General features: G+C 65.7%; 21 protein-coding genes. 4 read left to right on the top strand and 17 right to left on the bottom strand.

All coding sequences use genetic code 11. From position 1 onward, the window contains the following. Positions 1-4 precede the first annotated feature (4 nt). Both ACCQ04_RS15130 and ACCQ04_RS15125 read left to right on the top strand, forming a co-directional pair. Positions 5-655: a LysE/ArgO family amino acid transporter gene (locus ACCQ04_RS15130; protein ID WP_221232319.1), complete on the top strand. Its 651-nt coding sequence runs from the start codon at positions 5-7 to the stop codon at positions 653-655. Between the two features lie 26 nt (positions 656-681). Then, a complete protein-coding gene (locus ACCQ04_RS15125) occupies positions 682-1,107 on the top strand; it encodes a GNAT family N-acetyltransferase (RefSeq protein WP_016904343.1) in 426 nt (141 codons plus the stop codon). 90 nt (positions 1,108-1,197) lie between these two features. Here the strand turns inward: ACCQ04_RS15125 and ACCQ04_RS15120 are convergent, their stop codons facing one another. The 3 genes from ACCQ04_RS15120 to ACCQ04_RS15110 all read right to left on the bottom strand — a co-directional run bounded on the left by ACCQ04_RS15120 (position 1,198) and on the right by ACCQ04_RS15110 (position 4,902). After that, entirely contained in the window at positions 1,198-1,563 is a 366-nt protein-coding gene (locus tag ACCQ04_RS15120; RefSeq protein WP_052726717.1) for a hypothetical protein, read from the bottom strand. 444 nt (positions 1,564-2,007) lie between these two features. Beyond that, positions 2,008-4,176, bottom strand: a complete 2,169-nt coding sequence (locus ACCQ04_RS15115) for a methyl-accepting chemotaxis protein (RefSeq protein WP_046346025.1) — start codon at positions 4,174-4,176, stop codon at positions 2,008-2,010. 519 nt (positions 4,177-4,695) lie between these two features. Beyond that, positions 4,696-4,902: a hypothetical protein gene (locus tag ACCQ04_RS15110; protein ID WP_016904346.1), complete on the bottom strand. Its 207-nt coding sequence runs from the start codon at positions 4,900-4,902 to the stop codon at positions 4,696-4,698. 117 nt (positions 4,903-5,019) lie between these two features. Here ACCQ04_RS15110 and ACCQ04_RS15105 point away from each other — a divergent pair, with 117 nt between their 5' ends. Beyond that, positions 5,020-5,730 carry an rRNA pseudouridine synthase gene (locus tag ACCQ04_RS15105; RefSeq protein ID WP_016904347.1) on the top strand — a complete coding sequence of 237 codons (711 nt, stop codon included), beginning with the start codon at positions 5,020-5,022 and terminating at the stop codon, positions 5,728-5,730. 1,126 nt (positions 5,731-6,856) lie between these two features. On the opposite strand, the gene ACCQ04_RS15100 is transcribed toward ACCQ04_RS15105, so the two are convergent. From ACCQ04_RS15100 to ACCQ04_RS15080, 5 genes are all read right to left on the bottom strand, one after another. Beyond that, complete coding sequence (locus ACCQ04_RS15100; RefSeq protein WP_372358786.1) at positions 6,857-7,462, bottom strand: hypothetical protein; 606 nt, start codon at positions 7,460-7,462, stop codon at positions 6,857-6,859. Between the two features lie 320 nt (positions 7,463-7,782). Further along, positions 7,783-8,187, bottom strand: a complete 405-nt coding sequence (locus tag ACCQ04_RS15095; protein ID WP_024939936.1) for a response regulator — start codon at positions 8,185-8,187, stop codon at positions 7,783-7,785. Positions 8,188-8,265: 78 nt separating this feature from the next. Beyond that, complete coding sequence (locus ACCQ04_RS15090; protein WP_046343838.1) at positions 8,266-8,748, bottom strand: hypothetical protein; 483 nt, start codon at positions 8,746-8,748, stop codon at positions 8,266-8,268. 138 nt (positions 8,749-8,886) lie between these two features. Next, entirely contained in the window at positions 8,887-10,683 is a 1,797-nt protein-coding gene (gene recQ / locus ACCQ04_RS15085; RefSeq protein WP_039519542.1) for a DNA helicase RecQ, read from the bottom strand. 395 nt (positions 10,684-11,078) lie between these two features. After that, positions 11,079-11,636 carry a Dps family protein gene (locus tag ACCQ04_RS15080; RefSeq protein WP_024939933.1) on the bottom strand — a complete coding sequence of 186 codons (558 nt, stop codon included), beginning with the start codon at positions 11,634-11,636 and terminating at the stop codon, positions 11,079-11,081. A 90-nt stretch (positions 11,637-11,726) separates the two neighbouring features. On the opposite strand from ACCQ04_RS15080, the gene hrpA reads away from it, so the two are divergent. Continuing rightward, positions 11,727-15,857: an ATP-dependent RNA helicase HrpA gene (hrpA, locus tag ACCQ04_RS15075; protein WP_054591018.1), complete on the top strand. Its 4,131-nt coding sequence runs from the start codon at positions 11,727-11,729 to the stop codon at positions 15,855-15,857. A 248-nt stretch (positions 15,858-16,105) separates the two neighbouring features. On the opposite strand, the gene ACCQ04_RS15070 is transcribed toward hrpA, so the two are convergent. The 9 genes from ACCQ04_RS15070 to pqqA all read right to left on the bottom strand — a co-directional run bounded on the left by ACCQ04_RS15070 (position 16,106) and on the right by pqqA (position 25,557). Further along, complete coding sequence (locus ACCQ04_RS15070; protein ID WP_226427307.1) at positions 16,106-18,739, bottom strand: TonB-dependent receptor; 2,634 nt, start codon at positions 18,737-18,739, stop codon at positions 16,106-16,108. A 102-nt stretch (positions 18,740-18,841) separates the two neighbouring features. After that, on the bottom strand, positions 18,842-19,876 hold the full coding sequence (locus ACCQ04_RS15065) for a glucokinase family protein (RefSeq protein WP_104609106.1): 1,035 nt from the start codon (positions 19,874-19,876) through the stop codon (positions 18,842-18,844). A 330-nt stretch (positions 19,877-20,206) separates the two neighbouring features. Then, positions 20,207-21,724, bottom strand: coding sequence for a PhoPQ-activated pathogenicity-related family protein (locus ACCQ04_RS15060; RefSeq protein ID WP_372358554.1), 1,518 nt, complete (start codon positions 21,722-21,724; stop codon positions 20,207-20,209). Between the two features lie 60 nt (positions 21,725-21,784). Next, entirely contained in the window at positions 21,785-22,297 is a 513-nt protein-coding gene (locus ACCQ04_RS15055; protein WP_054591015.1) for a hypothetical protein, read from the bottom strand. A 62-nt stretch (positions 22,298-22,359) separates the two neighbouring features. Then, positions 22,360-23,490 (bottom strand): pyrroloquinoline quinone biosynthesis protein PqqE, encoded by a 1,131-nt coding sequence (pqqE, locus tag ACCQ04_RS15050; protein ID WP_054591014.1) that lies wholly within the window; start codon positions 23,488-23,490, stop codon positions 22,360-22,362. After that, positions 23,487-23,765 (bottom strand): pyrroloquinoline quinone biosynthesis peptide chaperone PqqD, encoded by a 279-nt coding sequence (gene pqqD, locus ACCQ04_RS15045; protein ID WP_104576437.1) that lies wholly within the window; start codon positions 23,763-23,765, stop codon positions 23,487-23,489. Before pqqD ends, pqqE begins: the two co-directional genes overlap by 4 nt. Beyond that, positions 23,762-24,514 carry a pyrroloquinoline-quinone synthase PqqC gene (gene pqqC / locus ACCQ04_RS15040; RefSeq protein WP_115042431.1) on the bottom strand — a complete coding sequence of 251 codons (753 nt, stop codon included), beginning with the start codon at positions 24,512-24,514 and terminating at the stop codon, positions 23,762-23,764. Before pqqC ends, pqqD begins: the two co-directional genes overlap by 4 nt. Continuing rightward, entirely contained in the window at positions 24,511-25,410 is a 900-nt protein-coding gene (pqqB, locus tag ACCQ04_RS15035; protein WP_226427305.1) for a pyrroloquinoline quinone biosynthesis protein PqqB, read from the bottom strand. The genes pqqC and pqqB overlap by 4 nt, the downstream gene beginning before the upstream one ends. A 66-nt stretch (positions 25,411-25,476) precedes the next feature. Further along, on the bottom strand, positions 25,477-25,557 hold the full coding sequence (pqqA, locus tag ACCQ04_RS15030; RefSeq protein ID WP_002812057.1) for a pyrroloquinoline quinone precursor peptide PqqA: 81 nt from the start codon (positions 25,555-25,557) through the stop codon (positions 25,477-25,479). Positions 25,558-25,758 lie beyond the last annotated feature (201 nt).

Here is a 25,758-nt window from a genome sequence, read left to right as displayed (position 1 = left end):
AGCATTGGCGCCTGTGATCCGGGAGGTGCTCGTGTTCCTTCAAGCTGCAATCTCTGGCTTCATCGCCAGCGCAGGTCTCATCATCGCAATCGGTGCGCAGAATGCATTCGTGCTGCGGCAGGGACTGCAGCGCCAGCATGTCGGTCTGGTGGTGGCGATCTGCGCGTTCGGCGATATCGCGCTGATCGTGCTGGGCGTGGCCGGGATCGGCGTACTGGTGACGCAATGGCCGGAGCTGCTGCAGGGACTTCGCTATGCGGGGGCTGCATTTCTCGCGGCATATGGCGCGCTGGCTGCGCGCAGGGCCTGGTGTGGCACCAGCGGGTTGGCGCCGTCGCAGGCCGGTGCGCAACGCTGGCAGCGCGCCATGCTGACGTGCCTGGCATTTACCTTTCTCAACCCGCATGTCTATCTGGACACGATGCTGCTGCTGGGCAGCCTGTCCGCGCGCTACCCGGGTCAGCTGCGCTGGGCATTCGCGTCGGGTGCGTGCCTGGCCAGCATTGCCTGGTTTTCCGCTCTGGGCCACGGCGCGCGCTTGCTGCAGCCGGCCTTCCGCGATCCGCGCGCATGGCGTGTGCTGGATGCGGCGATCGCAGGATTCATGCTGGTGCTGTGCGCACTGTTGCTGCTGCCTGCGCAGGCACTACCCTGAGGCCCACTGTTGCCGGAGTTGTCGTCATGTCGCCGCTGCGCGTTTCCACCGATCACTCCGAACTCGATGTTGCGCTGGTCCATCGCTACCTGGCCCAGCACAGCAGCTGGGCCAGGGACATCCCGCTTGCGGTGGTACAGCGCTCCATCGCCAACTCGCTGTGCTTCGGCGGGTTTCTGCAGGGCGGGCAGGTGGCCTTTGCGCGGGTGGTTTCCGACTACGCAACCGTCGCCTATCTGGGCGATGTGTTCGTGTTGCCCGAGCATCAGGGCAAGGGCTATGGCAAGGCAATGATGGATGCGGTCATGGCGCACCCCGATCTACAGGGGCTGCGCCGTTTCAGCCTGGCCACCAGCGATGCGCATGGTCTCTATGCGCGCTACGGCTTCACGCCGCCGCTGGCTCCGCAGTCGCTGATGGAACGCTATCGTCCCGGTCTCTACACGCGCTAGCCGCGGCGGGCCGGCTGTTGCGCGGCCGCACCGGCATGGCACCGCGTCGGGGCAGAAGGACGGTTCAACGCGTTGCCGCGCCGCGTGGTATTAGGCAAGCACTGCGACCTCGTCACCGCACAGCGCCGGCCAGGCATCGGCAGCGCGCATTGCCGCCAGCGATGAATCGCAGTTGCCGCCGCACAGGTGTCGATCCTGCAGCAGGTCGATGGCTTCCCACTCCCAGCGCAGCGAATGCGGCATCTGCCAGGCCGCCAACAGCACCGACATGCCGCCCTGGAGCATGAGCTGCCGCCGCCAGATCACGCGCGTGTCGAGACGGGCTTGTCGCCAGTGCGATAAGGCATCGTCGTATGGCTTTGCGTCTGCGTCCCCTGCGTATGCGCAAGCATGCACGTTGGCATGCTCGTCGTTGATTGAGCGGTGCAGATCATGACTGTCGATGCTGGTGTTCACGGGTGATCCTTCCTGATTGAGAAGGCGTGCCGAGCGGTGACGAGAGCACGCACGGACACACCTGCAGTGCCGGCATCGCCGGCTGCGGATGTCGTGGGTACCGATGGCTAAGATGCCGCCTGCGCTGCAGACGGTGGCCGGGCTACCATCCGGCCTGCTCTCTTTCGACCGGCGCAGCGTAACCAGGCATGGCGCCGGAAACAAGCGCTTTTGAGTGGCTTGCGTGCTTGTTTTCGAGGTTATTTTGTGGGCACTGCGCGCGCGTTGCGGGTGCCTGAGCTGTCTGCGCCGAATGCCGGTGAGCGTGCGGGATAAACGCAGAAAGCGCCCTGGCGGGCGCTTTCTGCGTGTGCGATGGCATCAATGGCTGCGGGCACATCCGCGGTGTTGCATCAGCGTGCCTGCACCGACGACCCGGTCGACGGCGCAGTGCCGGCTGCTGGCTCAGGCGTTGCGGACCTTGCTCAGCAGCTGTGCGACCGGTGCCGCTACGCGCGAGGCGGCCTGCCGTGTCTGGCGTGCGTCGATCTTGAAGATCGCCACCGCATCGGTGAGCTGCACCGCCTGCTCTTCCATCGCGCGCGCGGCGGCAGTGGCTTCTTCCACCAGCGCGGCGTTCTGCTGGGTGGTTTCGTCCATGTGCGTGATGGTCTGGTTGACCTGCTCGATGCCGGCCGACTGTTCCTGCGAGGCTGCAGAAATCTCGCCCATGATGTCGGTGACGCGTTGCACGCTGGCCACCACATCGCCCATGGTCTTGCCGGCGCTGTGCACCAGTGCCGAACCCTCGGCCACGCGTTGCACCGAGTCGTCGATGAGGTCCTTGATCTCCTTGGCGGCGCCGGAGGACCGCTGCGCGAGCGTGCGCACCTCCGAGGCCACCACGGCAAAGCCGCGGCCTTGCTCGCCGGCGCGCGCGGCTTCCACCGCTGCGTTCAAGGCCAGGATATTGGTCTGGAAGGCGATACCGTCGATGACGCTGATGATGTCGGCAATCTTCCTGGACGAGGCTTCGATACCGGTCATGGTGTCCACCACCTTGCCGACCACGTCGCCACCTTGCGAGGCAACGCGTGCGGCACCGATCGCCAGCTGGTTGGCCTCGCGTGCGCTTTCGGCATTCTGCTTGACGGTGGAGGTCAGCTCTTCCATCGATGCTGCGGTTTCTTCGAGGTTGGCCGCCTGCTGTTCGGTACGCTGCGACAGGTCCTGGTTGCCGGCGGCGATTTCGCTGGCCGCGGAGTTGATCGACACGGCCGACTCCTGGATGTTGCCGACGATCTGCGCCAGCTGGCTGGCCGTGGTGTTGGCGTCATCGCGCATCTGTGCGAACACGCCGCGGAATTCACCGCTCATGCGTGCGGTCAAGTCGCCAGCGGCGATGGACTGCAGCAACGACGACAGCGACTGCAGATTGCCGTCGGCCGTGGACATCAGGTGGTTGAGGCTTTCGACCATGATGCGGAAGTCGAACTGGAAGCGCTCGGCATCGCCGCGCGCGCTGAAGTCGCCATTGGCGGCGGCCTGGGCGAGATGCTTGATCTCGTGGTTCATCGCCGACAGGTTGAGCTTGACCTGCGACATGGTGTCGCTGAAAACGGCCTTTTCGCCGGGCAGCGGCTGCATGTCTTCGGAGAGTTCGCCAACCGCATACCGGCCCATAATGCGTGCCAGATCGGTCTGCACCGCCACGTGCGAGGCAACCAGCAGGTTGGTGTCGTTGGCCATGCGCCCATAGTCGCCCGGGAATGCTGCCGCATCGATGCGGAAGCTGATCTGGCCGTTGTCGTGATGCCTGGCCATGTCGGTTTGCGCGGCGATCAGGTTACGCAGCTGCAGCTGCATCTTGTCCATAGCCTTGAGCAGACGGCCGGTTTCATCGTTGGCGTTGGTGTGCACATCGTTGTGCAGGTTGCCGGCCGCGATCGCTTCTGCCGTGCGTGTGGCCTGGCTGAGCGGCTGGGTCAGGCTGCGTGTGATCAGCCACGCGAGCAGGCCGCTGATGACCAGTGCGGCAATGCCGCCGGTGGCCAGGGTGATCTTCCCTCGATGCATCGATGCAACCGCGGCCGCATAGGCATCCTTGCTGAGGCGGCGCTCCAGTGCAGCGTTCTCGCGGATCGCCGTCTGCTGCGCATCCATGGCCGCTGCGGCGTCGCCTTGCAGCAAGGCCTGCGCTTCCTGGTTCTGGTCGCGGAGGCCGTATTCGAGAATCTGGTTATTGAGCTTGACCGAGATGTCGCGCTTTTCCTGCACCAGGTCGAGCGCCTGTTTTTCAGGCACGCTGCTGGGCAGTGCGGCCAGGGCGTCGTGTGCCTGCTTGTAGCGTGCGCGGTTCTTCTCGATCATGTCCATCGCACGGCGATTGGCCGCGTCGCCAGCGACCATGACGATGTCGCGCAGGCCGATTGCCACGTTGGTGTTGGCGTCGAGCATTTCCGAGGACAGCTGGATCCTCTCCATGTTGCTGTTGACGATGGTGTCCAGTTCGAAACGCGCGTTGGACATGGTGACTAGGCCGGTGGCCACAAGCAGGCCCGACAATAGGATCAAGATGCCAAAGGCCATGCCCAAGCGGCGGCCGACATTGAGGCGTTGCAGATATGTATTCATGACCGCATCCAGGTAGTGCAACTGAGGGGCTCGATGAATAGGTCATCCACCAGAGCGTCTTGCCCCAGCTAGCGGCCGGATCGTGACGAGCTAAAGGCTCGTATTTGAAATTACTTATATTGAATTCATCGGATGGAAGAAATTTCCCGACAGCCGTCCGCAGCGGCCTGACATACGCGCAGAAATTGCTTGTTTATTGCGTTATGGCTGGATCGAAGCGTGCCAACGGCGGAACGATTTTCCGACGTTCTGATGACAGGTGGCGATGCACCCAGGGCAAAGACGTTGCTGGAACAGGGTGCAATTCATCCCGTGTCGCGATACCGGCAATGCGCTTGTCTTCAAGCAGCGGCGGCGCCATTGCTACCGAGTGCTCAGCTGCTTGGATCGGCCGTGATGCGGTGCGACAAGCCCACGTTGCCGCGAGCGATTTGCGGGCCCGCACGTGCTGGCTGCTCTGCCGGCAACGCCCATCGCGCGTGAGGCATCACGCGCGTGACGGCACTGTGGGTCTTGCGCTCAACCTTCCAGTGCAGCGAGCACCTCTGCATGCAGCTGCTCGGCGCCGCTTTCGGTATTGAAGCGTGCAAAGATTTCCTCGCCGGAGAGCAGGCCGACCCGGACCGAGTGGCAATACGAGCCGAAGTTTTCGCCTGCATTGAAGGGGTCGCTGATGACGGAGATATGGTTGAGGCGGACCCGGGTGGTGCCGAACTTGATGAACATCTGCAATCTCCTGTGTGAGCGCCCAGTTTCCCATGTTGTCGGGCGGTGCAGAAGCCGGCCTCACGCATCCATCGACCCAGCACGTACACTGCCGTGCCCTGAAACCGAGCTCGCCCGATGTCCGATCCGATCCGTCTCGACAAATGCGTGGCCGCGCTGTTCGGCTGCTCGCGTGGCGAGGCGCAGCAATACATCGAAGGCGGCTGGGTCAGTGTGGACGGGGCCGTGGTCGAAGAGCCGCAAGCCTTGGCCACTGCAGCGCAGGTGACGCTGGCGGAAGACGCCGTGCTCGCAGCTGCCGAGCCTGCCACGCTGCTGCTGCATAAACCGGCAGGCATGAGCGCCGAAGCTGCGCTGGCACTGGCCACGCCGGCAACGCGCAGCGCACTGGACCAGCTCGAAATGCGGGTGCTGAAGCGGCACTTCCTGCGCTTGAACGCGCCGCTGCCGCTGGAGGACGAGGCGAGCGGCTTGCTGGTGCTGAGCCAGGACGGCCGCGTGCTGCGCAGGCTCAGTGCCGATGCGACCTCGATCGAACAGGAATTTCTGGTGGAGGTGCGCGGTGAGCTGCGCCCGTATGGCATGGCGCGGCTTGCGCATGGTCTGGTGTATCAGCAGCGCAGCCTGTCGCCGTGCAAGGTGAGCTGGCAGAACGAGGAGCGCCTGCGGTTTGCGATCAAGCACGTGCAACCCGGCCAGCTGCGTTACATGTGCGCTGAGGTGGGGCTGGAGGTGGTCAGCATCCGGCGCCTGCGCGTGGGCCGTGTATCGCTGGGAAAGCTGGCCATCGGTGAGTGGCGCTATCTGCCGACAGGCGAGCGGTTTTGATCGGCGTCGGTTTTTTCTGCGCGCCTAGTCGCAACGCGGTCGTCTGCAGATGCTGGTGACACGACATGTGCATCAAATGCCGCGCAGCCTGAACGCAGCGATGTCGCTGCGGGGCCTCGTTTTCCAGACAGCGTTAGCACTGCTGCGCTGTTACGCGGGAAGTAGTGTGTGTTAGCCGCGCCAAGCAAAGGCCAGCCTGGACCGACGGCTGGCATCAGCAACTCAGGGTAAGTGCGTATCGAGCACCGGCTGCGTTGCGCATCGCGATGTCCGGCCCTCTTCCTGCGTTGCTTACTTCTTGTTGCGCTTCTTCTTGGCGCGCGTCACCAGCCAGAACACCACCGCGATCACGCCGATAACCAGAATGACGAAGGCCGGTGACAGAAACGAATTGTCGCCCATGGGAATTTCCTGAAAGTCTTCGCAGCCAAGTGCTGCACTGACATCAGCCTAGCGAGCGGCCTGCTTGATGGCGTGAAATACACTGCATTCGTCCCTGGCAGCAGCGGTGCATCGCCATTCGCGCAAGAGCACGCTACAGCTGCGAGTGCGGTTGCTGGGCATCTGCCTGCCGGCGCTGCCGTGGAGATACCGGCGCAATGATGATGTGCTGGCGGTAACCGCAAACCGATAAATCTCAAGCCACAAGCGCATGGGCAGCAGCGTTTGGAGATCGCTGTGCAGGTGATCAATTTGATGGGCATGCAACGCCGGCGCTTGAGCTCAGCCACGATGAGCATCAGCACAAATCGAGCTGCAGGTTGGAGCTCGTGACGTTGGAGCTCGGACACAGGGCCGGCAGGTCACCGAGCAGTTCGACTGCAAACCCAAGTGAGCCGTCTGCGCCTGCGCGAATGACTCTTTGTCCGAGTAAAGCGCGCGCAGCCAGGCTGATGGACGAACAACTCACCACGATGTGGGAGCACGCCCCTGCCGGCAATGTCCCGGCAGGGGCGTGCTCAGCGCCCCGCGAGTTGAGCGGCCCAACAGGCCTCGCGTCCGGTGGCTGCAGTCTAAATGAGGTGTGCATCACGTAAATCGGGGCCGCGCCGACAGCTTGTCGGGTCATCCCCGACAAGTGTCGTGCCGTCCGGCTGCACCCGCACCCGGGCGCAGCCTTGTCAGGTCACGGGAAGCTCGCGCTGCAGCGGAAGCCGGCGCAATCGATCTGCACCGTACTGCCGCCAGTGCAACTGGCGGTGAAGCGCGTGGCGCTGCGCGCCTGCACCGCGCCGCAACTCAGGCCAGTGCTGATGCCCTGCGCGCGCGTCATGGCCGATTCGGTGGACATCGCCGGGCCCGCAGCTGCAACGGTGGCTGCGGCGTTGCCGGCTGGTGCTGCTGCGCTGGCCGGTGCAGGCGGGGCGACATCGCCTGCCAGCGGCAGCGTGACCGCTCCGCCGGGCGAATTGCCGCCGCTGGAATCGGTTGCTGCGACAGCGCGCCCTTGTGCGTTGTCGCCCTGCAACGGTTGGCCGCGGTCCTCGCGGTGCCGGTCGAAGCTCAGCGTCTGTCCGAATACCAGCTGGATCCAGCTCGGGTAGGTGTAGCCGGTCCCTTTGCTGTGGTCGACGATGGCGCCAATCGCGCCGCCGATCAGGATGTTGCCCCAGATCCCGATGTTGGCGCGCGAGATGGAGCGGCCGGCGGCATTGCGCTGACCGGGCAGCACGCAGCTGACCTCCAGATCGCGCGAGGACCGATGTACCTGCACGGTCTGCCCGGACTTCAGGGTGAACCGGCCCTTGTCGTTGCTGAGCGCGCAGTCGGCGCCAGCGATGACGTGCCCGTCGGCGGTCTTGGTATCCACACGGATGGGCTGGGTCGCGTCGTTAATGACCGTCGCGCAACCGCTCAACGCAGCCATGGCAATGGCTGCGGTCACTAGGTGTTTCATGTTGTCCCCTGGCGTAAGACATGGTCGGGCCAGGTGGGCATGGCACCGCGTCCCTGGCACAACCGTGTCGTGATCAATCCCCGTTGCCGACGCATCGCGCTGGCCGCCACTTCATACCGGGATTATGGGTCGCCGTCCAGTCGCGACCGTCTGCGTCATGCAACCGGGGTGGAGAGCACCCGGTGCTTGGCCATCACGCTGCGGATCGCGCTCAACAACTGCTCAGGGGTATAGGGTTTCTCGAGGAAGGCCACGCCGTCCGGCAGGATCTCTTCCACATACTCGACCGCCAGGCCGGAGGTCAGCAGCACCGGCAGGTTGTAGGGCGCGTGCGCCGTCTTGAGCGCCAGGTCCACGCCGGTCAGGCCGCCCGGGAAATGGATGTCGGAAAACAGCACATCCACGCGTGGGTCGCTTTCGATCAGGGCCAGCGCTTCTTCGACCGAGCCTGCGCTACGGCAGGTAAAACCATAGCTTTCCAGCACAAGGCAGCTGAGTTGTCGGGTGCCATCGCCATCTTCGACGACAAATACAACTGGCCGTTCCTTGTTCTGTGACATGAGCACGTCTCGTAAGGCAGGCCACATTCTCAGCGATGCGGCAGTGAACCCTCTGTCAACGCAGACGGAGCCGTACGGTTACCAGCCAAACGGGCCGGGGCCATAGCCGCCGGGGCCGTAGCGCGGCCCGAACAGTGCGCCTTCGCCGCGTCCGACGCTGATGCTGACGCCGATCTGGTGCGCCTTGCCGTCGTCGTCATAATAGGTCTTGCAGGAATTCAGGTTGACGGCCTGCCAGTTGCTGTTGCCGCCGCGGTTGGAATAGCCCATGCCGGTTTCGACCGCGCCATGCAGCTTGCCCTGGCATTGTTCGGCACGTTCGGCAGCGAGCGAGGCCGCGCTGGGGCGGCTCAGCGCAGGCTTGGGGCCACTCTTGTCGCCGTAGAAGGTGCCCGGCGGGTCGGTGCTGTATTCCGGGTCGGAGCGGTACTGCACCGGGGCTTGCGGAACGCTCAGGTCCAGCGACCGCGCCGACCCCGGCTCGGCACTGCTCTCGCCGGCCTGGGCAAGCGCGCTGCCGGCGGCAAATAGCGTGGCCAGGACAAGCAGGCTGCGTTTCATGGGTGGACTCTACTCAAGAGGGACTGACAGCGCGTGCCAGATCGCCTTGTGAAACTAGCAATGGCTGATTGAATGCGCGCTGTCGATTCTGCGGATTTTTGTGCCAGCGCCGCCACCGCGATGACACATGCCGCTGCATCAGCCCTGCTCGCGCACGATCTCGATCAGTTGCGCGCCATAGCGGGCCAGTTTGCCGCCACCGATACCACCGACGCGCGACAGTGCATCGATGCTGGTCGGCCGCTGTTCGGCGATATTGCGCAGCGTGCTGTCGTGGAAAATCACGAAGGCCGGCACGTTCTGCTCCTTGGCCAGCTCCGCGCGCAGGCCGCGCAAGGCATTGAACAGCACCAGATCCTGCGGCTGCACCGGCAGGCCGGTCCGCTGCGCGCTGCGCTCGCGCCCGGCAGCCGGGTTCTCGCGCCGCATCATCACCTGGCGCTCGCCCTTGAGCACCTGGCGGCTGGCATCGGTCAGGCGCAGCCCGCCGTGGCCCTCGCTGTCGACCTCCAGCAGGCTGGCTGCCACCAGCTGGCGGAACACCCCGCGCCAGGTGCGCTCGTCCAGGTCGCGGCCGATGCCGTAGGTACTCAGCTGGTCGTGGCCGAGCTGCTTGATGCGCTCGTTCTCGCTGCCGCGCAGGATGTCGATCAGGTGGCCCACACCGAAGCGCTGCCCGCTGCGGTACACGCAACTGAGCGCCTTCTGCGAGGCTACCGTGGCGTCCCAGGCGGCAGCAGGCGTCAGGCAGTTGTCGCAGTTGCCGCAGGGCTTGGGATAGGTCTCGCCGAAGCCGGCCAGCAGCACCTGGCGGCGGCATTGCATCGATTCGCAGTAGCCGAGCAGGTGATCGAGCTTGGCGCGCTCCAGCCGCTTGCGCTCCTCGGCCGCTTCGCCCTGTTCGATCATCTGCTTGAGCAGCACCACATCGCCCAGGCCATAGCAGAGCCAGGCCTCGGCGGGGTCGCCATCGCGGCCGGCGCGGCCGGTTTCCTGGTAGTAGCCTTCCAGCGATTTGGGCAGGTCCACATGCGCCACGAAGCGCACGTCCGGCTTGTCGATACCCATGCCGAAGGCGATCGTGGCGGCCATGATGATGCCGTCCTCGCGCAGGAAGCGGCGCTGGTTTTCCGCGCGCACCTCGGCCGGCAGGCCGGCGTGGTAGGGCAGGGCGTTGAAGCCCTGCGAGCACAGATATTGCGCGGTCTCCTCGACCTTGCGCCGCGACATCGCATAGACGATGCCGGCAGAGCCGCGGTGGCGGCCCAGGAACTCCTGCAGCTGCTTGCGCGCGTTGTCCTTCTGCACCACGGTGTAACGGATGTTGGGGCGGTCGAAGGAGCTGACGAAGTGGCGCGCGTCGACCAGGTCCAGGCGTTCGGCGATCTCGCGCTGGGTCGGCGGATCGGCGGTGGCGGTCAGCGCCATGCGCGGGATATGCGGCCAGCGTTCGTGCAGCACCGTGAGCTGGCGGTATTCGGGGCGGAAATCGTGACCCCATTGCGAGACGCAATGCGCCTCGTCGATGGCAAACAGCGCAATGCGGCTGCGTTCCAGCAAGGACAGGAAGCGCGGGTTCAGCAGGCGCTCCGGGGCGACGTAGAGCAGGTCCAGGTCGCCCGACAGCAGGGCACGTTCGACCCGCTGGGCGTTCTCCGCGTCCAGCGTGGAATTGAGGAATTCGGCGCGCACGCCGAGCTGGCGCAAGGCCTCGACCTGGTCCTGCATCAGCGCGATCAGCGGCGAGACCACGATGCCGATGCCGTCGCGCAACAGCGCCGGCACTTGATAGCACAGCGACTTGCCGCCACCGGTGGGCATCAGCACCAGGGCATCGTTACCCGCAGCGACGTGTTCGACAATGGCTTGCTGTGGGCCGCGGAAGTCGTCGTAACCGAAGACGCGGCTGAGCAGTTCGTGGGCGGGGGAAGACATCCGCTTAGGATACCGCGCGGGTCAAGCCCTGGTCGGTGTCAGGCTGACGCTGTGGCGCAATGGTGCGTCGGAGATTGCCGCGATGTGGCGGGTGTGCCCACGAGTGCTGATGCGGACGTTGCTGGATAGGGGGCGTGCGGCGAAAAAAATGGCCGGTGGCCGAGCGTTGCCTAAGGCGACTGGAGCTTCGCTCCGTACGCTCACCCCAAGCCCCGCTCCGCGCCCCGGCCCGCGCTTGCGGCGCGGGCGCTCCAAGGCACGCGCGCCCATGGCGCGCCAACAGTGCCTCCTCGTCCCGAGGGGAGAGGGGCTCTGTGTCTAACTTATGGAGCAGGAGCCCAAGGTTTCGGCGCAGCGAAGCCTTGGGCAAACCCGCAGGGGTGAAGCCCAGGGGATTACTGCAGCAGCGAACGCAGCATCCAGGCGTACTTCTCGTGGGTCTGCAGGCGCTGGGTCAGCAGGTCCACGGTCGGATCGTCGCCGGCGTCGTCGGCGGTACCCAGCACCTTGCGTGCGGTGCGGCAGACCGCCTCGTTGCCGCTGACGAGCTGGCGCACCATTTCACGCCAGTCGGCGCTGTCGCTCAGCCCCTGTTCTTCCGGGATCGAGGTCAGGGCGACGAACTCGCTGTAGGAGCCCGGTGCGTTGTAGCCCAGCGCGCGGATGCGCTCGGCCACTTCGTCCAGCGCGGCCCACTGCTCGGTGTACTGGGTCTCGAACATGGTGTGCAGCGAGTTGAACATCGACCCGGTGACATTCCAGTGGAAGTTGTGGGTCTTCAGATACAAGGTGAAGGCGTCAGCCATGTAGCGGGCCAGACCGTCGGAGATCTGCTTGCGATCGCCGTCCTTGATCCCGATATCGATGTGTGGCGCCGATGCTGCGGCGACCGGCAGTGCACCCGCTGCTTCATTGATGACGACGGGCTTGTTGGCGTTCTTTTTCTTGGACATGGGAATGGTCCTCCTGAGGAACCTGATATCGGGTCACAATAGACAGGCTAAAGGATCTGTTGTCATTCAATCTTTCACATTTTTCCATCAATGAGCGCTATCGACACCGACCTTGCCAACACCTTGCGTGAACGCCGCCGCGCCGTCGATGGCGCGATGAGCCGCGACCGTGGCCGGCTGCTCGGTCTATGGTCGCGCTGGCAAGGCAAGCCCGGCAACCCACAGGTGCGCGCGGCGTTCGAGCAGGCGCTGGCGGCATCGCAGGCGCAACGCCAGGCGCGCGCCGAGCAGCAGCCGGCCATCACGCTGGATCAGCAACTGCCGATCGCGCGCGAGGCCGAGCGCATCATCGCGCTGATCCGTGACCATCAAGTGGTTGTCATCGCCGGCGAAACCGGCTCGGGCAAGACCACCCAGCTGCCCAAGCTGTGCCTGGCGGCCGGGCGTGGTGCGGCCGGCATGATCGGCTGCACCCAGCCACGCCGGATCGCCGCGCGCGCGGTGGCGGCGCGCGTGGCCGAGGAGCTGAAGACGCCGTTGGGCACCACGGTGGGCTTCCAGGTGCGCTTCACCGACCGGGTCGGCGAGCAGTCGCGGATCAAGTTCATGACCGACGGCATCCTGCTGGCCGAGATCGCCAGCGACCGCTGGTTGTCGGCCTACGACACCATCATCGTGGACGAAGCGCACGAGCGCAGCCTCAACATCGATTTTTTGCTCGGCTATCTCAAGCAGTTGCTGCAAAAACGCTCCGATCTCAAGTTGATCGTCACCTCGGCCACCATCGATACCGAGCGCTTCGCCCAGCATTTCGACAATGCGCCGGTGATCAATGTGGAAGGCCGCACCTTCCCGGTCGAAGTGCGTTACCGGCCACTCGAAGGCGAGGCCGGCGGGGCCGACGACACTGGCGACGGCGAGCGTGGCAATGGCCGCGATGGCGAACGCACCGTCAACGATGCGATCGTGGCGGCGATCGACGAGATCACCCGCATCGATCCGCGTGGCGATGTGCTGATGTTCCTGCCCGGCGAGCGCGAGATCCGCGACGCGCACCAGTCGCTGGAACGGCGCAAGTACCGCGAAACCGAAGTGGTGCCGCTGTACGCGCGGCTGTCGGCGGCCGACCAGGACCGCGTGTTCAACCCGGGGCCGCGTCGGCGCCTGGTGCTGGCCACCAATGTGGCCGAAACCTCGCTGACGGTGCCGCGCATCCGTTACGTGGTGGACCCGGGTTTTGCGCGGATCAAGCGCTACAGCCCGCGCCAGAAGCTGGACCGCCTGCATATCGAGCCGATCTCCCAGGCCAGCGCCAACCAGCGCATGGGCCGCTGCGGGCGCATTGCCGAGGGCATCTGTTACCGCCTGTATGCCGAAGCGGACTTTGCCGCGCGGCCGGCATTCACCGATCCGGAAATCCGTCGATCGTCGCTGTCGGGCGTGATCCTGCGCATGCTGCAACTGGGGCTGGGGCGGATCGAGGATTTCCCGTTCCTGGAAGCGCCGGACGAGCGTGCGGTCGCCGATGGCTGGCAGCAGTTGCTGGAGCTGGGTGCGATCGACGGCAACCGCCGCCTGACCGCGACCGGCCGCCAGATGGCGCGCCTGCCGGTGGACGTCAAGCTGGCGCGCATGCTGGTGGCTGCGCAACAGCATGGTTGCCTGCGCGAGATGATCATCATCGCCGCCTTCCTGGGCATCCAGGATCCGCGCGAGCGCCCGCCCGAGGCACGCGAAGCGGCCGACAACGCGCATGCGTTGTTTGCCGATGCACGCTCGGAATTCGTCGGCATCCTGCGCTTGTGGGAGGCCTACCGACAGGTGCACGAAGATCTCACCCAATCCAAGCTGCGCGACTGGTGCAACCGGCATTTTCTCGGCTTCCTGCGCATGCGCGAATGGCGCGAGCTGCATCGGCAGCTGCGCCTGTTGTGCGAAGAGCTGGGTTGGAGCGAAGAGCCGGCCACCGCGATGCTGGCACCATTGCTGGCCGGTGCCAGCGCGCCTGCGCGCGAGGATGGGCACAACGCCAACCGGCCCACGCGCGGGCAGTTGCATCGCGCTGCGCGGCTGGCGCGCGAAGGCAAACCGGATCCGAACGCGCCACCTGCACAACACACCTCTGCCGCTGCCGCCAGGCAGGCCGAAGCGGCCGAAGCGGCGGCACGCACCAGCGAGCGCGAACGTGCAGCGGCGTATCAGGCCTTGCATCGCGCGCTGCTGGCCGGCCTGCCCACGCAGATCGGTCATCGCACCGAAAAAGGCGACTTTCTCGCCGCGCGGCAACGCCGGTTCGTGCCGTTCCCCGGCTCGGCACTGGCACGCAAGCCGCCGCCGTGGATTCTGGCGGCCACGCTGCTGGATACGCAAAAAGTCTGGGGCATGACCAATGCCGCGATCGAGCCGGACTGGGCGATCGCCGAGCTGGGACATCTGCTGGCACGCAAGCACTTCGACCCGCATTGGTCGCGTGCGCAGGGGCAGGTGGTGGCGTCCGAACAGATCAGCCTGTTCGGCCTGGTGCTGGCACCGAAGAAGCCGGTCCATTTCGGCAAGATCGACCCGGCCGGCGCGCATGACCTGTTCGTACGCCAGGGCCTGGTCACGGGCGAGATCAACACGCGTGCGGCGTTCATCGCCGACAACCTCAAGGTGCTGGAGCAGGCGCGCGAAGAAGAAGCCAAGCTGCGCCGCGCAGGCATCGTGGCCGACGAGGACTGGCAGGCGCGCTGGTATCTGGACCGCATCCCGGCCGAACTGCATTCGGCCAGCGGGCTGGATGCGTGGTGGAAAACCCTGCCGCCGGACAAGCGCCGCAGCCTGCACTGGACATTGAACGATCTGTTGCCGGGCGAAGGCAGCGAGGCCGATCGTTTCCCGAAGTATTTCCCGCTGGGCGATGCGCGGTTGCCACTGCATTACCGCTTCGAGCCGGGCGCCATCGATGACGGCGTGACGCTGGACGTGCCGCTGCACCTGCTCAACGCGCTGGATCCGGCGCGGCTGTCGTGGCTGGCGCCGGGCTTCGTTGCCGACAAGGCATCGGCCTTGATTCGCAGCCTGCCCAAGGCGCAGCGGCGCAACTATGTGCCGGCCCCGGATTTCGGGCGCGCGTTCTACGAGGCCTACAGCATCGCCTCGGCCGACGACATCCGCGGCGAGCTGGCGCGCTTTCTGACCAAGACCACCGGTACGCAGGTGGCGGCGCTGGATTTCGACGAAGAGTCGCTGGACACGCATCTGCTGATGAACCTGCGCCTGCGCGATGACGACGGCAAAGTGCTGGCCGAGTCGCGCGATCTGGACGGATTGCGCGCCCGCTTTGGCGAGCGTGCCGGCCAGGCCTTCGCCGCGCGTGCAGGGCGCGCGCTGGCTGCCGAGGGCCTGCGCGATTTTCCATCCACGCCGATTCCCGAACAGGTTGCCGGCGAAGCCGGCGTGCCGGCCTATCCGGCGCTGGTGGATCAGGGCGACGACGCGGCGTTGCGCATCTTTGCCGACCGCAACGAGGCGGCGCAGGCGCATCCGCGCGGCGTGCGCCGGCTGCTGGAAATCGCGCTGGCCGACAAGATCAAGCAGGCGCGCAAGCAGTTGCCGGTGTCGCCCAAGACCGGCCTGCTGTACGCGGCGATCGAATCACAGGAGCGCCTGCGCGGCGATCTGGTCGATGCCGCGCTCAACGCGGTGCTGGCCGATGGTCTGGGCGCGATCCGCGACCCCGGCGCCTTTGCGCAGCGCCGCGACGAGGCGATCAAGCGCCTGTTCGGCGAGGCGATGGAACGGCTGAAGCTGGCCGAAAGCATTCTCGCTGCGGTGGCCGAGCTCAAGCCCCTGCTGGAAGCGCCGTTGATGGGCTGGGCGCGCGGCAACCTGGACGATATGGAGCAGCAGCTGCGTGCGCTGGTGCACGCCGGCTTCCTGCGCGAAACACCGGCCGAGGCGCTGGCCAATTACCCGCGCTATCTCAAGGCAATGATCCTGCGGACCGAGCGCGCCAAACGTGATCCTGCCCGCGACCAGGCGCGCATGCTCGAACTCAAGCCGTTCGTGGATGCATTGGACCAGGCGGCTGCGCGCGGTCTGCAGCAACGTGATGAATGGCAGTCGCTGCGCTGGGACCTGGAGGAGTTGCGCGTATCGGTATTCGCGCAGGAGCTGGGTGCCAAATCCGGCGTGTCGGCGAAGAAGCTGTCGCAGCGGGTGGCTGCGTTGCGCAACTGACTGGTGCCTGAGGCGCTGGTGACGACGGCTTGCCGCCATCGCCATCGCGTTGTGTCGGAGACGCTGGTCCTGCCACCGACTGGTCACTCAGGCCAAGCGCTGCGCCTTGAGCGGTGAACGCGACCCAGCGCGCAGTGGTCAGCTGGGCGTGGGCAATGCGCGGAACCGGCGTGTACGCCCGGTACATGCCGGTTCCGGACATTGGCCGCACCGCCTGGCGGTGCGCGCCGTCCGGTTGCCAGCCGCTGTCAGAACTTCATGTGCAGGCTCGCCATGTAGCGGCGCCCGCTCCTGTAGCGGCCGGCCAGATGGTCGGTGTCGCCGAGATACTGCAGGTATTGCTCGTCCAGCAGGTTCTGCGCGTCGATCTGCAGCGACCAGTTCGGGTTGAACGCATAGCCGATGCTCGCGCCGAGTTCGGCGTAGTCATCCACGCTTGCCGGCGCGGCGCCGGCCACGTAACCGCCGGCCAGATAGCTGTCGCGCCAGTTGTAGGTCAGCCGTGCGTTGAGTGGGCCTTTTTCATAGTACGGGCTGACTGCAACGCTGTTGCGCGACTGGTAGGGCAGGGCATCGCCGGTGTTGTTTTCGCCATTGGCGTAGGTGTAGTTGGCGGTCAAACCAAAGCCGCTGTCGCCGAACGGCTGCTGGAACGCGATGTTGAAGCCCTTGACCTTGCCATCGCCGGCATTGCGTGGCCGCTGGATGCTGTAATCGCAATAGCCATCGGCGCTGCAGCCGTTGCTGCCGAGCAACTGCGCCCAGCTCCGCGGTGCGGTATCGCGCAGCGCGTTGTACTGACGCTCCACGCTGGCGCTGGTGTCGATGTAGTTGTCGATCTTCTTGTAGAACAGCGACCACGCCACCACCGACTGCTGCGCGAAGTAATACTCGGCCGACAGGTTGAAGTTCCAGGATTCGTACGGCGACAGCTCGGCATTGCCGCCGCTGCCGGTCAGCGTGGTGTCGTTGAGGAAGGTGTTGTTGACCATCTGGTTGTACGGTGCCCAGGCGATCACCTTGGCCGCGGCAAAGCGGAACACCCAATCGTCGGCGGCCTCGTAGGAGAGCGTGAGCGAGGGCAGCAGGAAATCCTCCTTGCGCGTACGTGTCTGCCACAGGCTGTCGGCGTTCTGCAGTGTGGGCGTTCCGCTGTAGACGAAGCCGCTGCCCTCGGTTTTCGAATCGACATAACGCAGCCCGAGATTGCCGCGCAGGCCGCCGCCGGAGAAGTTCAATTGCGCATAGGCGGCGTTATTGGTCTGCTGCAGCGCCCAGGTGTTGTTGAGGTAGCTGGCCGGATCCGGCGCGCCGTAGTCGACCGGGCTGTTGCGGATCCAGTTCAGCACGTTGTTGCGGCCTGCCTGCACATGCCGGCCGTGGTCCGGATAGAAATCCTGCAGATCGGTCAGCCCGATGGTGCCTACGTCGGCCAGCGTGCCCGGCGTCACGCCGCCATAGACGTTGAGCTCGAAGCGCTCCTCATGCTTGCCATGGCGCACGCCCAGCAGCAGTTGGTTGAACACGCTGTCGAACTGCAGATTCAGATCGAGTTGGCCGTAGGTGTCCTTGCTTTCGGTGGAAAAGATGCCGTTATTGCCGAACCAGCCGCCAGCCGAGCCCCAGTTGGCCGGATCGCGCGCACGCGCCGGATCGTCGAAACGGATGCCGCGCCGCGTGTCCCAGCTGAAGCCGCCGTTGTAGAACGGCTCGATGAAATACTGCGACAGGTCCTTGTTCTCGGATCTGCTTTGGCCCACCTGCCCATTCAATCCCCAGCCATCGCCGCGGAATGCGCCGCGCAGGTCCAGGCCCTTGGTGGTGACTTCCGATTCGCGCACGTTGTTGTCGTAGATCACGGTGCCGCCGAGCGGGTCGGCATTGGCGCCGGAATGCCCGCTGGTCACCACACCGTTGCGCAGGCCGCCGAGTTGGTCCACTGCCGCCACCGTGCCGGCATTCCAGGTCAAAAAGCTGTACATCGACTGGTTGTAGTTGTCGAAGTTCTCGTTGATGTACAGGCCGCTGAGGTTGAATTCCAGGGCCTGGCTGGGCTTGAGCTGCAGATTGACCACGGCGCTGTCGCGCTCGCGATCCTGCTGGAACCAGGCCGCGTTGATGGAGTTGGGCACGTCCGCATCGGCGGGCACGCCGCCTGCGGCATTGGCGAAGGTACTGGCCGGCGCATAGCCGAACACTTCCATGCCGCGGCGATCGACGCGTTCTTCGTAATGCTGCGCCGACACCGCGATGCCGAAGGTGTCGGCCGCGTTCTTCCAGCTATACAGCAGCGCCGCGTTCGGCTTGCCCTCGCTGGCCTGCGCGCTGTAGCTGTAGCCGATGGAGGCGGCCACCTCGTTGACGTCCAGGTCCAGCGGTTGCCGGGTGTGCATCAACACGGTGCCACCCAGGCTGCCTTCGGTCAGGCGCGCTTCGGAGGATTTAAGGATTTCCGCGCGGCCCAGGATCTGCGGCGCCAGCAAGGTGTAGTCGAATCCGCGGCTGGGTTGCTCGCCGTAGAGCCAGATCGCCTGCGCCACCGGGTGGCCGTCCAGGAAGGACAGATTGAGGCTGGGGTCGGTGCCGTCGATGCTGACGCGCTCGCCCTGGCCAAAGCGCCGGTCCAGGGTGACGCCGGGAATCTGCGACAGCGCCTCGGCCACGTTGGTGCTTGGAAACTTGCCGATGTCTTCGGCGGTGATCGCTTCGGAAATGCCGGCGTTGTTGCGTTTGGTGTCGAGCGATTTTTCCAGGCTGGCACGGATGCCGACGACCTGCACGGCATCCAGATCGGTGGCCTGGTCGACCGTGTCCTGGGCTTGCGCAGCGAATGCCAGCGACAACGCGATCGCGCTGGACAGCAGGGTGGTGCTGTATTTCATGATGTCTCTCCTCATCACGCACAGGGATGGACGGCGGGCTGCTGCTCGCCGGATGCGGGGTCTTGCAGACGCGCGCCCGGGGCCGAGCGCGTGGTGGATCGCTTACGTCAGGTCAGCGTGGTGTTGCAGATACCAGTTGGCCGCGCCGAGCACGCCCAGTTGCCCGTGCTCGACCAACTTGACCGGAATGCGCTCGAGCACCGCGCGCATGCGTCCCTTGGCCAGAAAACGCTCGCGAAAACGGCTGTTCTGCAGGAACGGCCCGATCGTCGGCAAAAAGCCGCCGGCCAGATAGATACCGCCGGCGGCGCCATAGGCCAGCGCCATGTCGCCGACCGCGCTGCCCAGGATGGCGCAAAAGACCTGCAGGCAATCGCGTGCCAATGCATCGTCTTCGTGCAGCGCGGCATGCGTGATCGCGGCCGGTAGCTGATGGCGGGGCGTGGCACCTTGCAGTTCGCACAGGGCATCGTAGAGATGCAGCAGGCCTGGCCCGGACAGCACATGTTCGAGCGGCAGATAGCGCTCGCCACGCAGCAGGACCCGCAGCACCTGCAGTTCCATCTCGTCGTTGCTGGCCAGGGCGACCTGGCCGGCCTCGGTGGCGAGCACGATCGCCCGCGGCCTGGCATCGATCCAGACCGCCGCACCCAGCCCGGTGCCTGGGCCGACCACCAGGATGGGGCCGCTGGCGCGCGCATGCCGCGGCGTCGGCCCACTCAGTTGCAGCGCGGCACGTTGTTCCATCAGCGGTGCGGCGTAAGCCACCGCTTCGAAATCGTTGACCAGGTGCACGCTGGGCACGGCAAGCGCGGCGCGAATGCGGCCAGGCGAAATCGTCCACGGCAGGTTGTTGCTGATGAAGCTGCCATCGTCCAGCGCCACCCCGGCACTGGCGATCACCACCGCCTCGACGTCGCGCCGTGGCTGCAGGAAGTCGGCAAGGATGGCGTCCAGACTGGCGTGTTCAGCGCAGCGGTAGGTGCGGTAATGCGACAGCTCGGTCGCAGCAGTACCCGCCCGCGCGATGTGGCCGACCCGCACATGCGTGCCACCCACGTCGGCTGCGATAAAGCCGGTGGCCACCGGTGCGGTGGGCAAGCCAGAAGCGAGAGCAGAACGCGAAGTCGCAGCCACGTGCAGTCCTTTGGAGTCGTCCGAGCGGCCAATGCGATCGGCGAGTAGCGGCCTGTGTAGAAGTTGGTGACAACGATGTCAATGGTTCAGTCGGGTTGGATCGATCTTGCTGGCGGACTCAAGTGCAAAATCGCCCGTTTCAGGGCTGTCTGCATTAGTGTGATTGCGCAGTGCGGAAGCGTGCGCACGCGCCACCGCGCTGTCGCAACGGTCGCGTCTGTTGTCGCCGTCTGGACACTGAGCGGCGCTGGCATCGCTCCGTGACATCGACACTGCTTCGACGGTGGCTACCGCCAGCCTGATTGCGTCAGCGCTCGCGCAGTCGCCAGCTCAGCGCGCAGCCGCCGCAGAGGCAGCGCCCGGCAAGGTGCTGCAGGCCGCGCCGTCGGTGGGTGGCGCCTGCGTCGGGTAACGCTGCTTGCCGAGCACGTAGGTCTGGCTGGTGGCGACGAAGCCGTCCGCGTAGGTGGCTTCGACGAAGTACGCGCTCCAGCCGGCATCGGGAATCTGCACCGGTACCGATGCCGTGTTGCCGCGTGCAGGTGTGATCGGCGTGGCGCTGTAACGAATGCCGCAGGCATAGCGGAAATCGCGCGCCGCCGGATTGCGCGCCTGCCACAGACGCAACTGCGCAGGGCGCTCGGACGACTGGAAGCGGATCTGCGGGTGTTCGCCTGTGTGCAGGGAATCGCGCACCTTTGGCAATGCACGCTGCTGCTGCAGCCGGGTCACGAAGGGCACCAGGCTGTCGACGATGGAAGCGCGGATGCCGTTATGCGCGCTGTTGGGCACCATGCGCAGCGCCTTGCTGCCGGGCAGCGCGTCGTAGAAGAACTGCGTGTTGTCCGGCAGGAAGAAATCGTCGCCGCTGGCATTGACGATGTACTTGGGCACGGCCAGGCGTTTGCGCTGCGGCGTGTGCAGATAACTCAGCGGGTCCTGCAGTTGCACCAATTGCGCAAATGCCGGCGTGTGCAGCTGCGCGGTGATTGCCTGCCTGGCGTAGGCGCCGAATGCGATCGGCCAGTTGCCGCCATAGGCCCGGGACATGTGCTCGAGCACGGCCGGCATATTGAGGATGTCGATCACGAACGGCACCGCGGCCTCCACGCGCGCATCGGCGATGGTGGCGTGCCAGCTGGCCCAACCACGCTTGGAGGCACCGGCGAGAATGAAGCGATGAATCTGCAACGGCGCCAATTCGCGTTCGGCCAGGCTCATGGTGCGCGCGATTGCGGCGGCCATCGGCACATGCAGCGGCATGGTCTTGCGTCGTTGCGGCGATGCCAGGAACAGCGACCAGCTGTAGGCGACGCTGTCGTCCTCGCGGCGCGGCGTGCCATCGTTGCGGTAGGTCAGTGCCTGGCTGGGCAGATCGCCGAGCGCGATCACCACGGTGCGGCTGCGTTGCGCCAATGCGGCCAGGGCCTCGGGTGGCAATTCGCTGGGCGGTTGTGGCGCGCCGCCATCGGCCGGTTGGCGGGTGCCATTGGTGGAGATCAGCAGCGCACGCGTCGGCAACGCATCTGCCGGGACGTAGATCGCCACATCGTGCTGCCAGCTGGCCGGCTGCACCAGGTCCTCCGGCGACCACTGCTGCGAGGTCAGCAGGTAATCGCGCCTTTCGACACCGTCCACCGTGCGGGTGGCCACGCGCCGGTAGACCAGCGGTTGGCGCTCGATGGCATCGTGATAGCACACCAGCGCCTGGTCGATGCCGACCTCGGGCGCATCGGCGCACTGCTGCGCTGACAGGGTGGGCGCAGTGGCCACATCGGCAGGCGCAACGCCTGCGAACCAGGCCAGCGACGCCAGCAATGCCAGGCTGCAACATGGCATCCAACGCATGCGTGTTCTCCGGGTGGCCTGCTCAGGCTGCGGTGGCGGGCCGGCAATGCCTGGACGCGCTTACTTGACCCGGCGCACCTTGGCCTGCGTGTTGTAGCCCTCGATCTGCAGATACCACACGCCGACCAGACCCGGCTTGATCTTGACCTTGGGTGACGCCTTGCGCACGCCCGACAACGTCGCAGCGTCGGTCTGCTCCCAGTCCTGGCCATTGGCCAGGGTGTACACGCGCCCCTTCGAAAAGCCTTTGAACTCACCGACGATGTTGCTCTCGATCGGCTCGTTGCTGCCGAAATCGAAGAAGCCGCGGTTCTTGACGATCACTTCCTGGCGGCCGGCTTCCTTGGCCTGTTCGACCACGACCGCAGCTTCCTTGGCGACTTTGCCCTGCAGCCAGTCGTTGAGCGCGGCCAGTTCGCCGGCGTCGAGCTTGTCCAGGCCGGCGGCCTTGAACTGCTCGGCGCTCATCTGCGACTGCAGGTCGCCCTGCACCGCGCGCTGCGCGAGGGCCGGAGCGGCGTTCAGGGCGAGGGTCAGGCAGACCAGCAAGGGAATGCGGCGTGCGAGTGACATGGATGCCATCCGATCAGGAAAGGCGGCTAGTGTAGACGCTAGCCCGCGCATGACGCAGCCGGCTATGGCGCGTCGGCGGCTCGTGCCTCTGTGCTTGCCGATGCCGCGCGTCCGGGGCGGCGGTAGACGAACTCCGGCGGCGGGGCGGCGGCCTCGCGTTCGGCGGTGGCGCGTACCTCGGCATGCCGCGGCGAGCGTTCGCAGACCGGGTCCAGCGTAGCGGCATCGCCACTGAGCGCCAGCGCCTGGCAGCGGCAGCCGCCCCAGTCGATCTCGCGTTTGGGGCAGCCTTGGCAGACCTCCGGCATCCAGGCGGTGCCGCGGAAGCGCACGAAGGCCTCGCCGTTGTTCCAGATGTCGGCCAGCGACCGCTCGCGCAGGTTGTCAAAGCGCATGCCGTCGATGGTCTCGGCCGCATGGCAGGGCAGCACATCGCCACGCGGGGAGATATTGACGAAGCGCTGGCCCCAGCCACCCATGCACGGCTTGGGCTGGCGGGCGTAGTAATCGGGGGTGACGAAGTCGATCGCCAGGCGGTCGCCGAGCTCGCGGCGGGCGGTTTCCACCGCGTCAATCGTGGCCATCAACTGCTCGCGGCTGGGCATCAGCGCGGCGCGATTGCGCAGGCCCCAGCCGTAGTACTGGGTGTGCGCCACTTCGATGCGTTCGGCCTGCCATTCCAGCGCCAGCGCGATCATGCCGGGCACGCGCTCGGCGTTATGGCGATGCAGCACCGCATTGAGCGTCAGCGGCAGGCCGCGCGCGCGCACGGCGGCGGCGAACTCGCGCTTCTTCGCCAGGCTGTTGCGATAGCCGGCGATACGGTCGGCACCGGCCGGGTCGACGTCCTGCACGCTCAGCTGCACATGCTCCAGTCCGGCGGCCTGCAACTGGTCCAGCATCGGCTCGCCGCCGGCCACGCCGGAGGTGATCAGGTTGCTGTACAGCCCGAGCGCACGTGCATGCGCCACCAGCTCGGGCAGGTCCTTGCGCAGCATCGGCTCGCCGCCGGAAAAATGCGCCTGCAGCACGCCCATGTCGGCAGCCTGCTGCAGCAGCGAGCGCCAGCCGGCGGTGTCCATTTCCTCGCGCAGCGCCGCCAACGCGATCGGGTTGGAGCAATACGGGCAGGCCAACGGGCAGCGATGGGTCAGCTCCAGCAGTACCGACAGTGGCGGCGGGGCGATGGTCATAGCCGCAGCAGACGCTTCTGATACAGCGTGGCGGTGAGTTCGATCACATCAATCTCGATATCGGCCGCGTCAGCATCGAATTCGCCTGCCAGTTCCTGCGCGATCTGCGCCAGCGAGCGCGTGCCGTCGTAGCGCTGCGCCACCACCAGTGCGATCTCGTCCAGCTCGACCACGCGTTCCGGCGCCAGCAGCACCCATTGGTCACGCGCGCGGTCGTGCTGCAGGCGCACGCCTGCGCGCAGGGCCGGCTGGCTGTCGCGGGTGATGCTGCTCACGCCGCGGCCCGGCTGGCGTCGCGGTCGGGCACGAACGCATCTGGCCACACGATGCCCGGGGCGACGTAGGCCAGGTGCAATGCATCCAGCTGCGCCCACAGCACCGAGCACTTGAAGTGCAGCGCGGCCTTGACCAGGGCCTGTTTTTCGACGGTATCGGCGTGCTGCTTGACGTAATCCAGCGCAAAATCCGAATCGCGTGGCGCCTCGGTCAGGCGATGCTCGAAATAGGCCAGCGCTTCGGGCGAGACGAAGTCGTAATGCTTGAGCATGCCGGCCACCCGCCGGCCGATGATGTTGGGGGCGAATAGCTCGGTCAGCGAGGAGGCGATCGCCTCGAGCAGGCTTTTTTCGCGCACGAACTGCAGGTAGGCCTGCACCGCGAAACGGGTGCCGGGCAGCAGCGCACGGCCGGATTCCACCAGCGTGCGCTCCAGGCCGAGCGCGTCGGTCAGGTGCAGCCAACGCGCGATGCCGCCATCGCTGGGGCTGTTGCCGTCGTGATCGAGAATGCGTTGCCGCCAGATCCGCCGCAACGCCGGGTCTTCCATGCGCGCCAGGATCGCGGCGTCCTTCAATGGAATGCAGCGCTGGTATTCGAAGCGGTTCAGCGCCCAGGCCTGGACCTGGCCGCGATCGAGCTTGCCCTCGTGCAGGAGCGCATGGAAGGGATGCTGGTCGTGGTACAGGCGGGCGCCGATGGCACGCAGGTCCGCTTCCAGCTGGTCCGGGGTGAGCAGGGTGGTCACAGGGTGATCTCCAGGCCGTCGTGCGCGATTTCCCAGCCGCTGGCACGCGCACTGGCGTACTCCGGCGAGTGGGTGTCGAGCACGGGATTGGTGGTGTTGAGATGGATGAAGATCTTGCGCGCCACCTCCAGCGGGGCGAACGCGGCAATCGTGCCGTCGGGGCCGTCGATGCTCATGTGGCCCATGCGCTGGCCGGTCTTCTGGCTGATGCCCAGTTGCACCATCTCGTCGTCGCGCCACAGCGTGCCGTCGAAGAACACCAGTTCGGCGCCTTGCAGGCGCGCGCGCAAGGCATCGGTCATCGCCGCGCAGCCGGGAATGTAATGCACCCGGTGCTGGCCATCGTCGATGGTCAGCCCGAGGGTTTCTTCGTTGGAGCCGGCCAGGTCGCCGCCACTGCGCGATTCCATGAACAGCGGTACCTTGCCGGGCACCGAGAATGGCGTGAGCTGCAGGCCCAGCAGCGACACCGGCGTGTCCAGCGCAAATGGCTGGCGCTGCACGTAGGCGGGATTGACCGCATCGAAGATGGGGTTTTGCGACAGCAGATCCAGCACGCGGCTGCTGGCATGCAGCGAGAACACCTGGCTCTCGCGCATCGACAGCAATCCGGCGATATGGTCGATCTCGCCGCTGGTCAGCAGCACCGCTTCGATCGGCGAATGCCGCAAATCGCGCTGCGGCCAGAGTGCGGGCGTTGCAAGGATTTGTTGACGGAAGTCGGGGGAGGCGTTGATCAGGACCCAGCGCTGGCCATCGGCACTGACGGCGATGCTGGCCTGGGTACGACGTTGGGCACCATCGGCTTGTTGCCATGCCCGCTTGCTGGCGGGTGTGTGGCAATTCCACTGCGGGTGCCCACCGCCGGCCGCCGATCCCAGAACGATGATGCGCATGGAGAACTATTACCTATCTGCCGGCGCGTGCCGGTCATGCATCGGGAGGAGGGGCGGCAGGTGAGCTCAGAATTCGCCGGAGACGTAGCAGTTGATCTCGGCGCCACAATTGACTTCACGAACGACAGGCTTCTTCCAGGTCTTCATCGGCTACCTCGCAGTTGGTTGGAATGACGTGGCCGCGGCAGGACGCAGCGACAACGCCACTGGAGGATAGGCAGGCGGTTTGGGCGAGTTGTAAAAAGCATGTAAAAAGCCGACTGAGCATGCCGATTGGCCTGCAGCGTTGCGGCACATGCAGCGCACAGCGGTTGCGAATCAAGACGTTGGCGGGTGAACCGACCATAA

This window comes from Xanthomonas sp. NCPPB 2866, from assembly GCF_041475745.2.
Classification (GTDB): domain Bacteria; phylum Pseudomonadota; class Gammaproteobacteria; order Xanthomonadales; family Xanthomonadaceae; genus Xanthomonas; species Xanthomonas arboricola.
Note: the sequence above shows the minus strand (reverse complement) of the source record. Positions and strands in the feature narration are given on the sequence as shown.

Excerpts from the sequence above, each read along its gene's own strand:
- ACCQ04_RS15055 (WP_054591015.1), bottom strand. The coding sequence starts at position 22,297 with ATGTCACTCGCACGCCGCATTCCCTTGCTGGTCTGCCTGACCCTCGCC.
- recQ (WP_039519542.1), bottom strand. The coding sequence starts at position 10,683 with ATGTCTTCCCCCGCCCACGAACTGCTCAGCCGCGTCTTCGGTTACGAC.
- pqqE (WP_054591014.1), bottom strand. The coding sequence starts at position 23,490 with ATGACCATCGCCCCGCCGCCACTGTCGGTACTGCTGGAGCTGACCCAT.
- ACCQ04_RS15060 (WP_372358554.1), bottom strand. The coding sequence starts at position 21,724 with ATGCGTTGGATGCCATGTTGCAGCCTGGCATTGCTGGCGTCGCTGGCC.
- ACCQ04_RS15095 (WP_024939936.1), bottom strand. The coding sequence starts at position 8,187 with ATGTCACAGAACAAGGAACGGCCAGTTGTATTTGTCGTCGAAGATGGC.
- ACCQ04_RS15105 (WP_016904347.1), top strand. The coding sequence starts at position 5,020 with ATGTCCGATCCGATCCGTCTCGACAAATGCGTGGCCGCGCTGTTCGGC.
- ACCQ04_RS15070 (WP_226427307.1), bottom strand. The coding sequence starts at position 18,739 with ATGAAATACAGCACCACCCTGCTGTCCAGCGCGATCGCGTTGTCGCTG.
- pqqA (WP_002812057.1), bottom strand. The coding sequence starts at position 25,557 with ATGAAGACCTGGAAGAAGCCTGTCGTTCGTGAAGTCAATTGTGGCGCC.
- ACCQ04_RS15090 (WP_046343838.1), bottom strand. The coding sequence starts at position 8,748 with ATGAAACGCAGCCTGCTTGTCCTGGCCACGCTATTTGCCGCCGGCAGC.
- hrpA (WP_054591018.1), top strand. The coding sequence starts at position 11,727 with ATGAGCGCTATCGACACCGACCTTGCCAACACCTTGCGTGAACGCCGC.
- ACCQ04_RS15080 (WP_024939933.1), bottom strand. The coding sequence starts at position 11,636 with ATGTCCAAGAAAAAGAACGCCAACAAGCCCGTCGTCATCAATGAAGCA.
- pqqB (WP_226427305.1), bottom strand. The coding sequence starts at position 25,410 with ATGCGCATCATCGTTCTGGGATCGGCGGCCGGCGGTGGGCACCCGCAG.
- ACCQ04_RS15125 (WP_016904343.1), top strand. The coding sequence starts at position 682 with ATGTCGCCGCTGCGCGTTTCCACCGATCACTCCGAACTCGATGTTGCG.
- ACCQ04_RS15115 (WP_046346025.1), bottom strand. The coding sequence starts at position 4,176 with ATGAATACATATCTGCAACGCCTCAATGTCGGCCGCCGCTTGGGCATG.
- ACCQ04_RS15110 (WP_016904346.1), bottom strand. The coding sequence starts at position 4,902 with ATGTTCATCAAGTTCGGCACCACCCGGGTCCGCCTCAACCATATCTCC.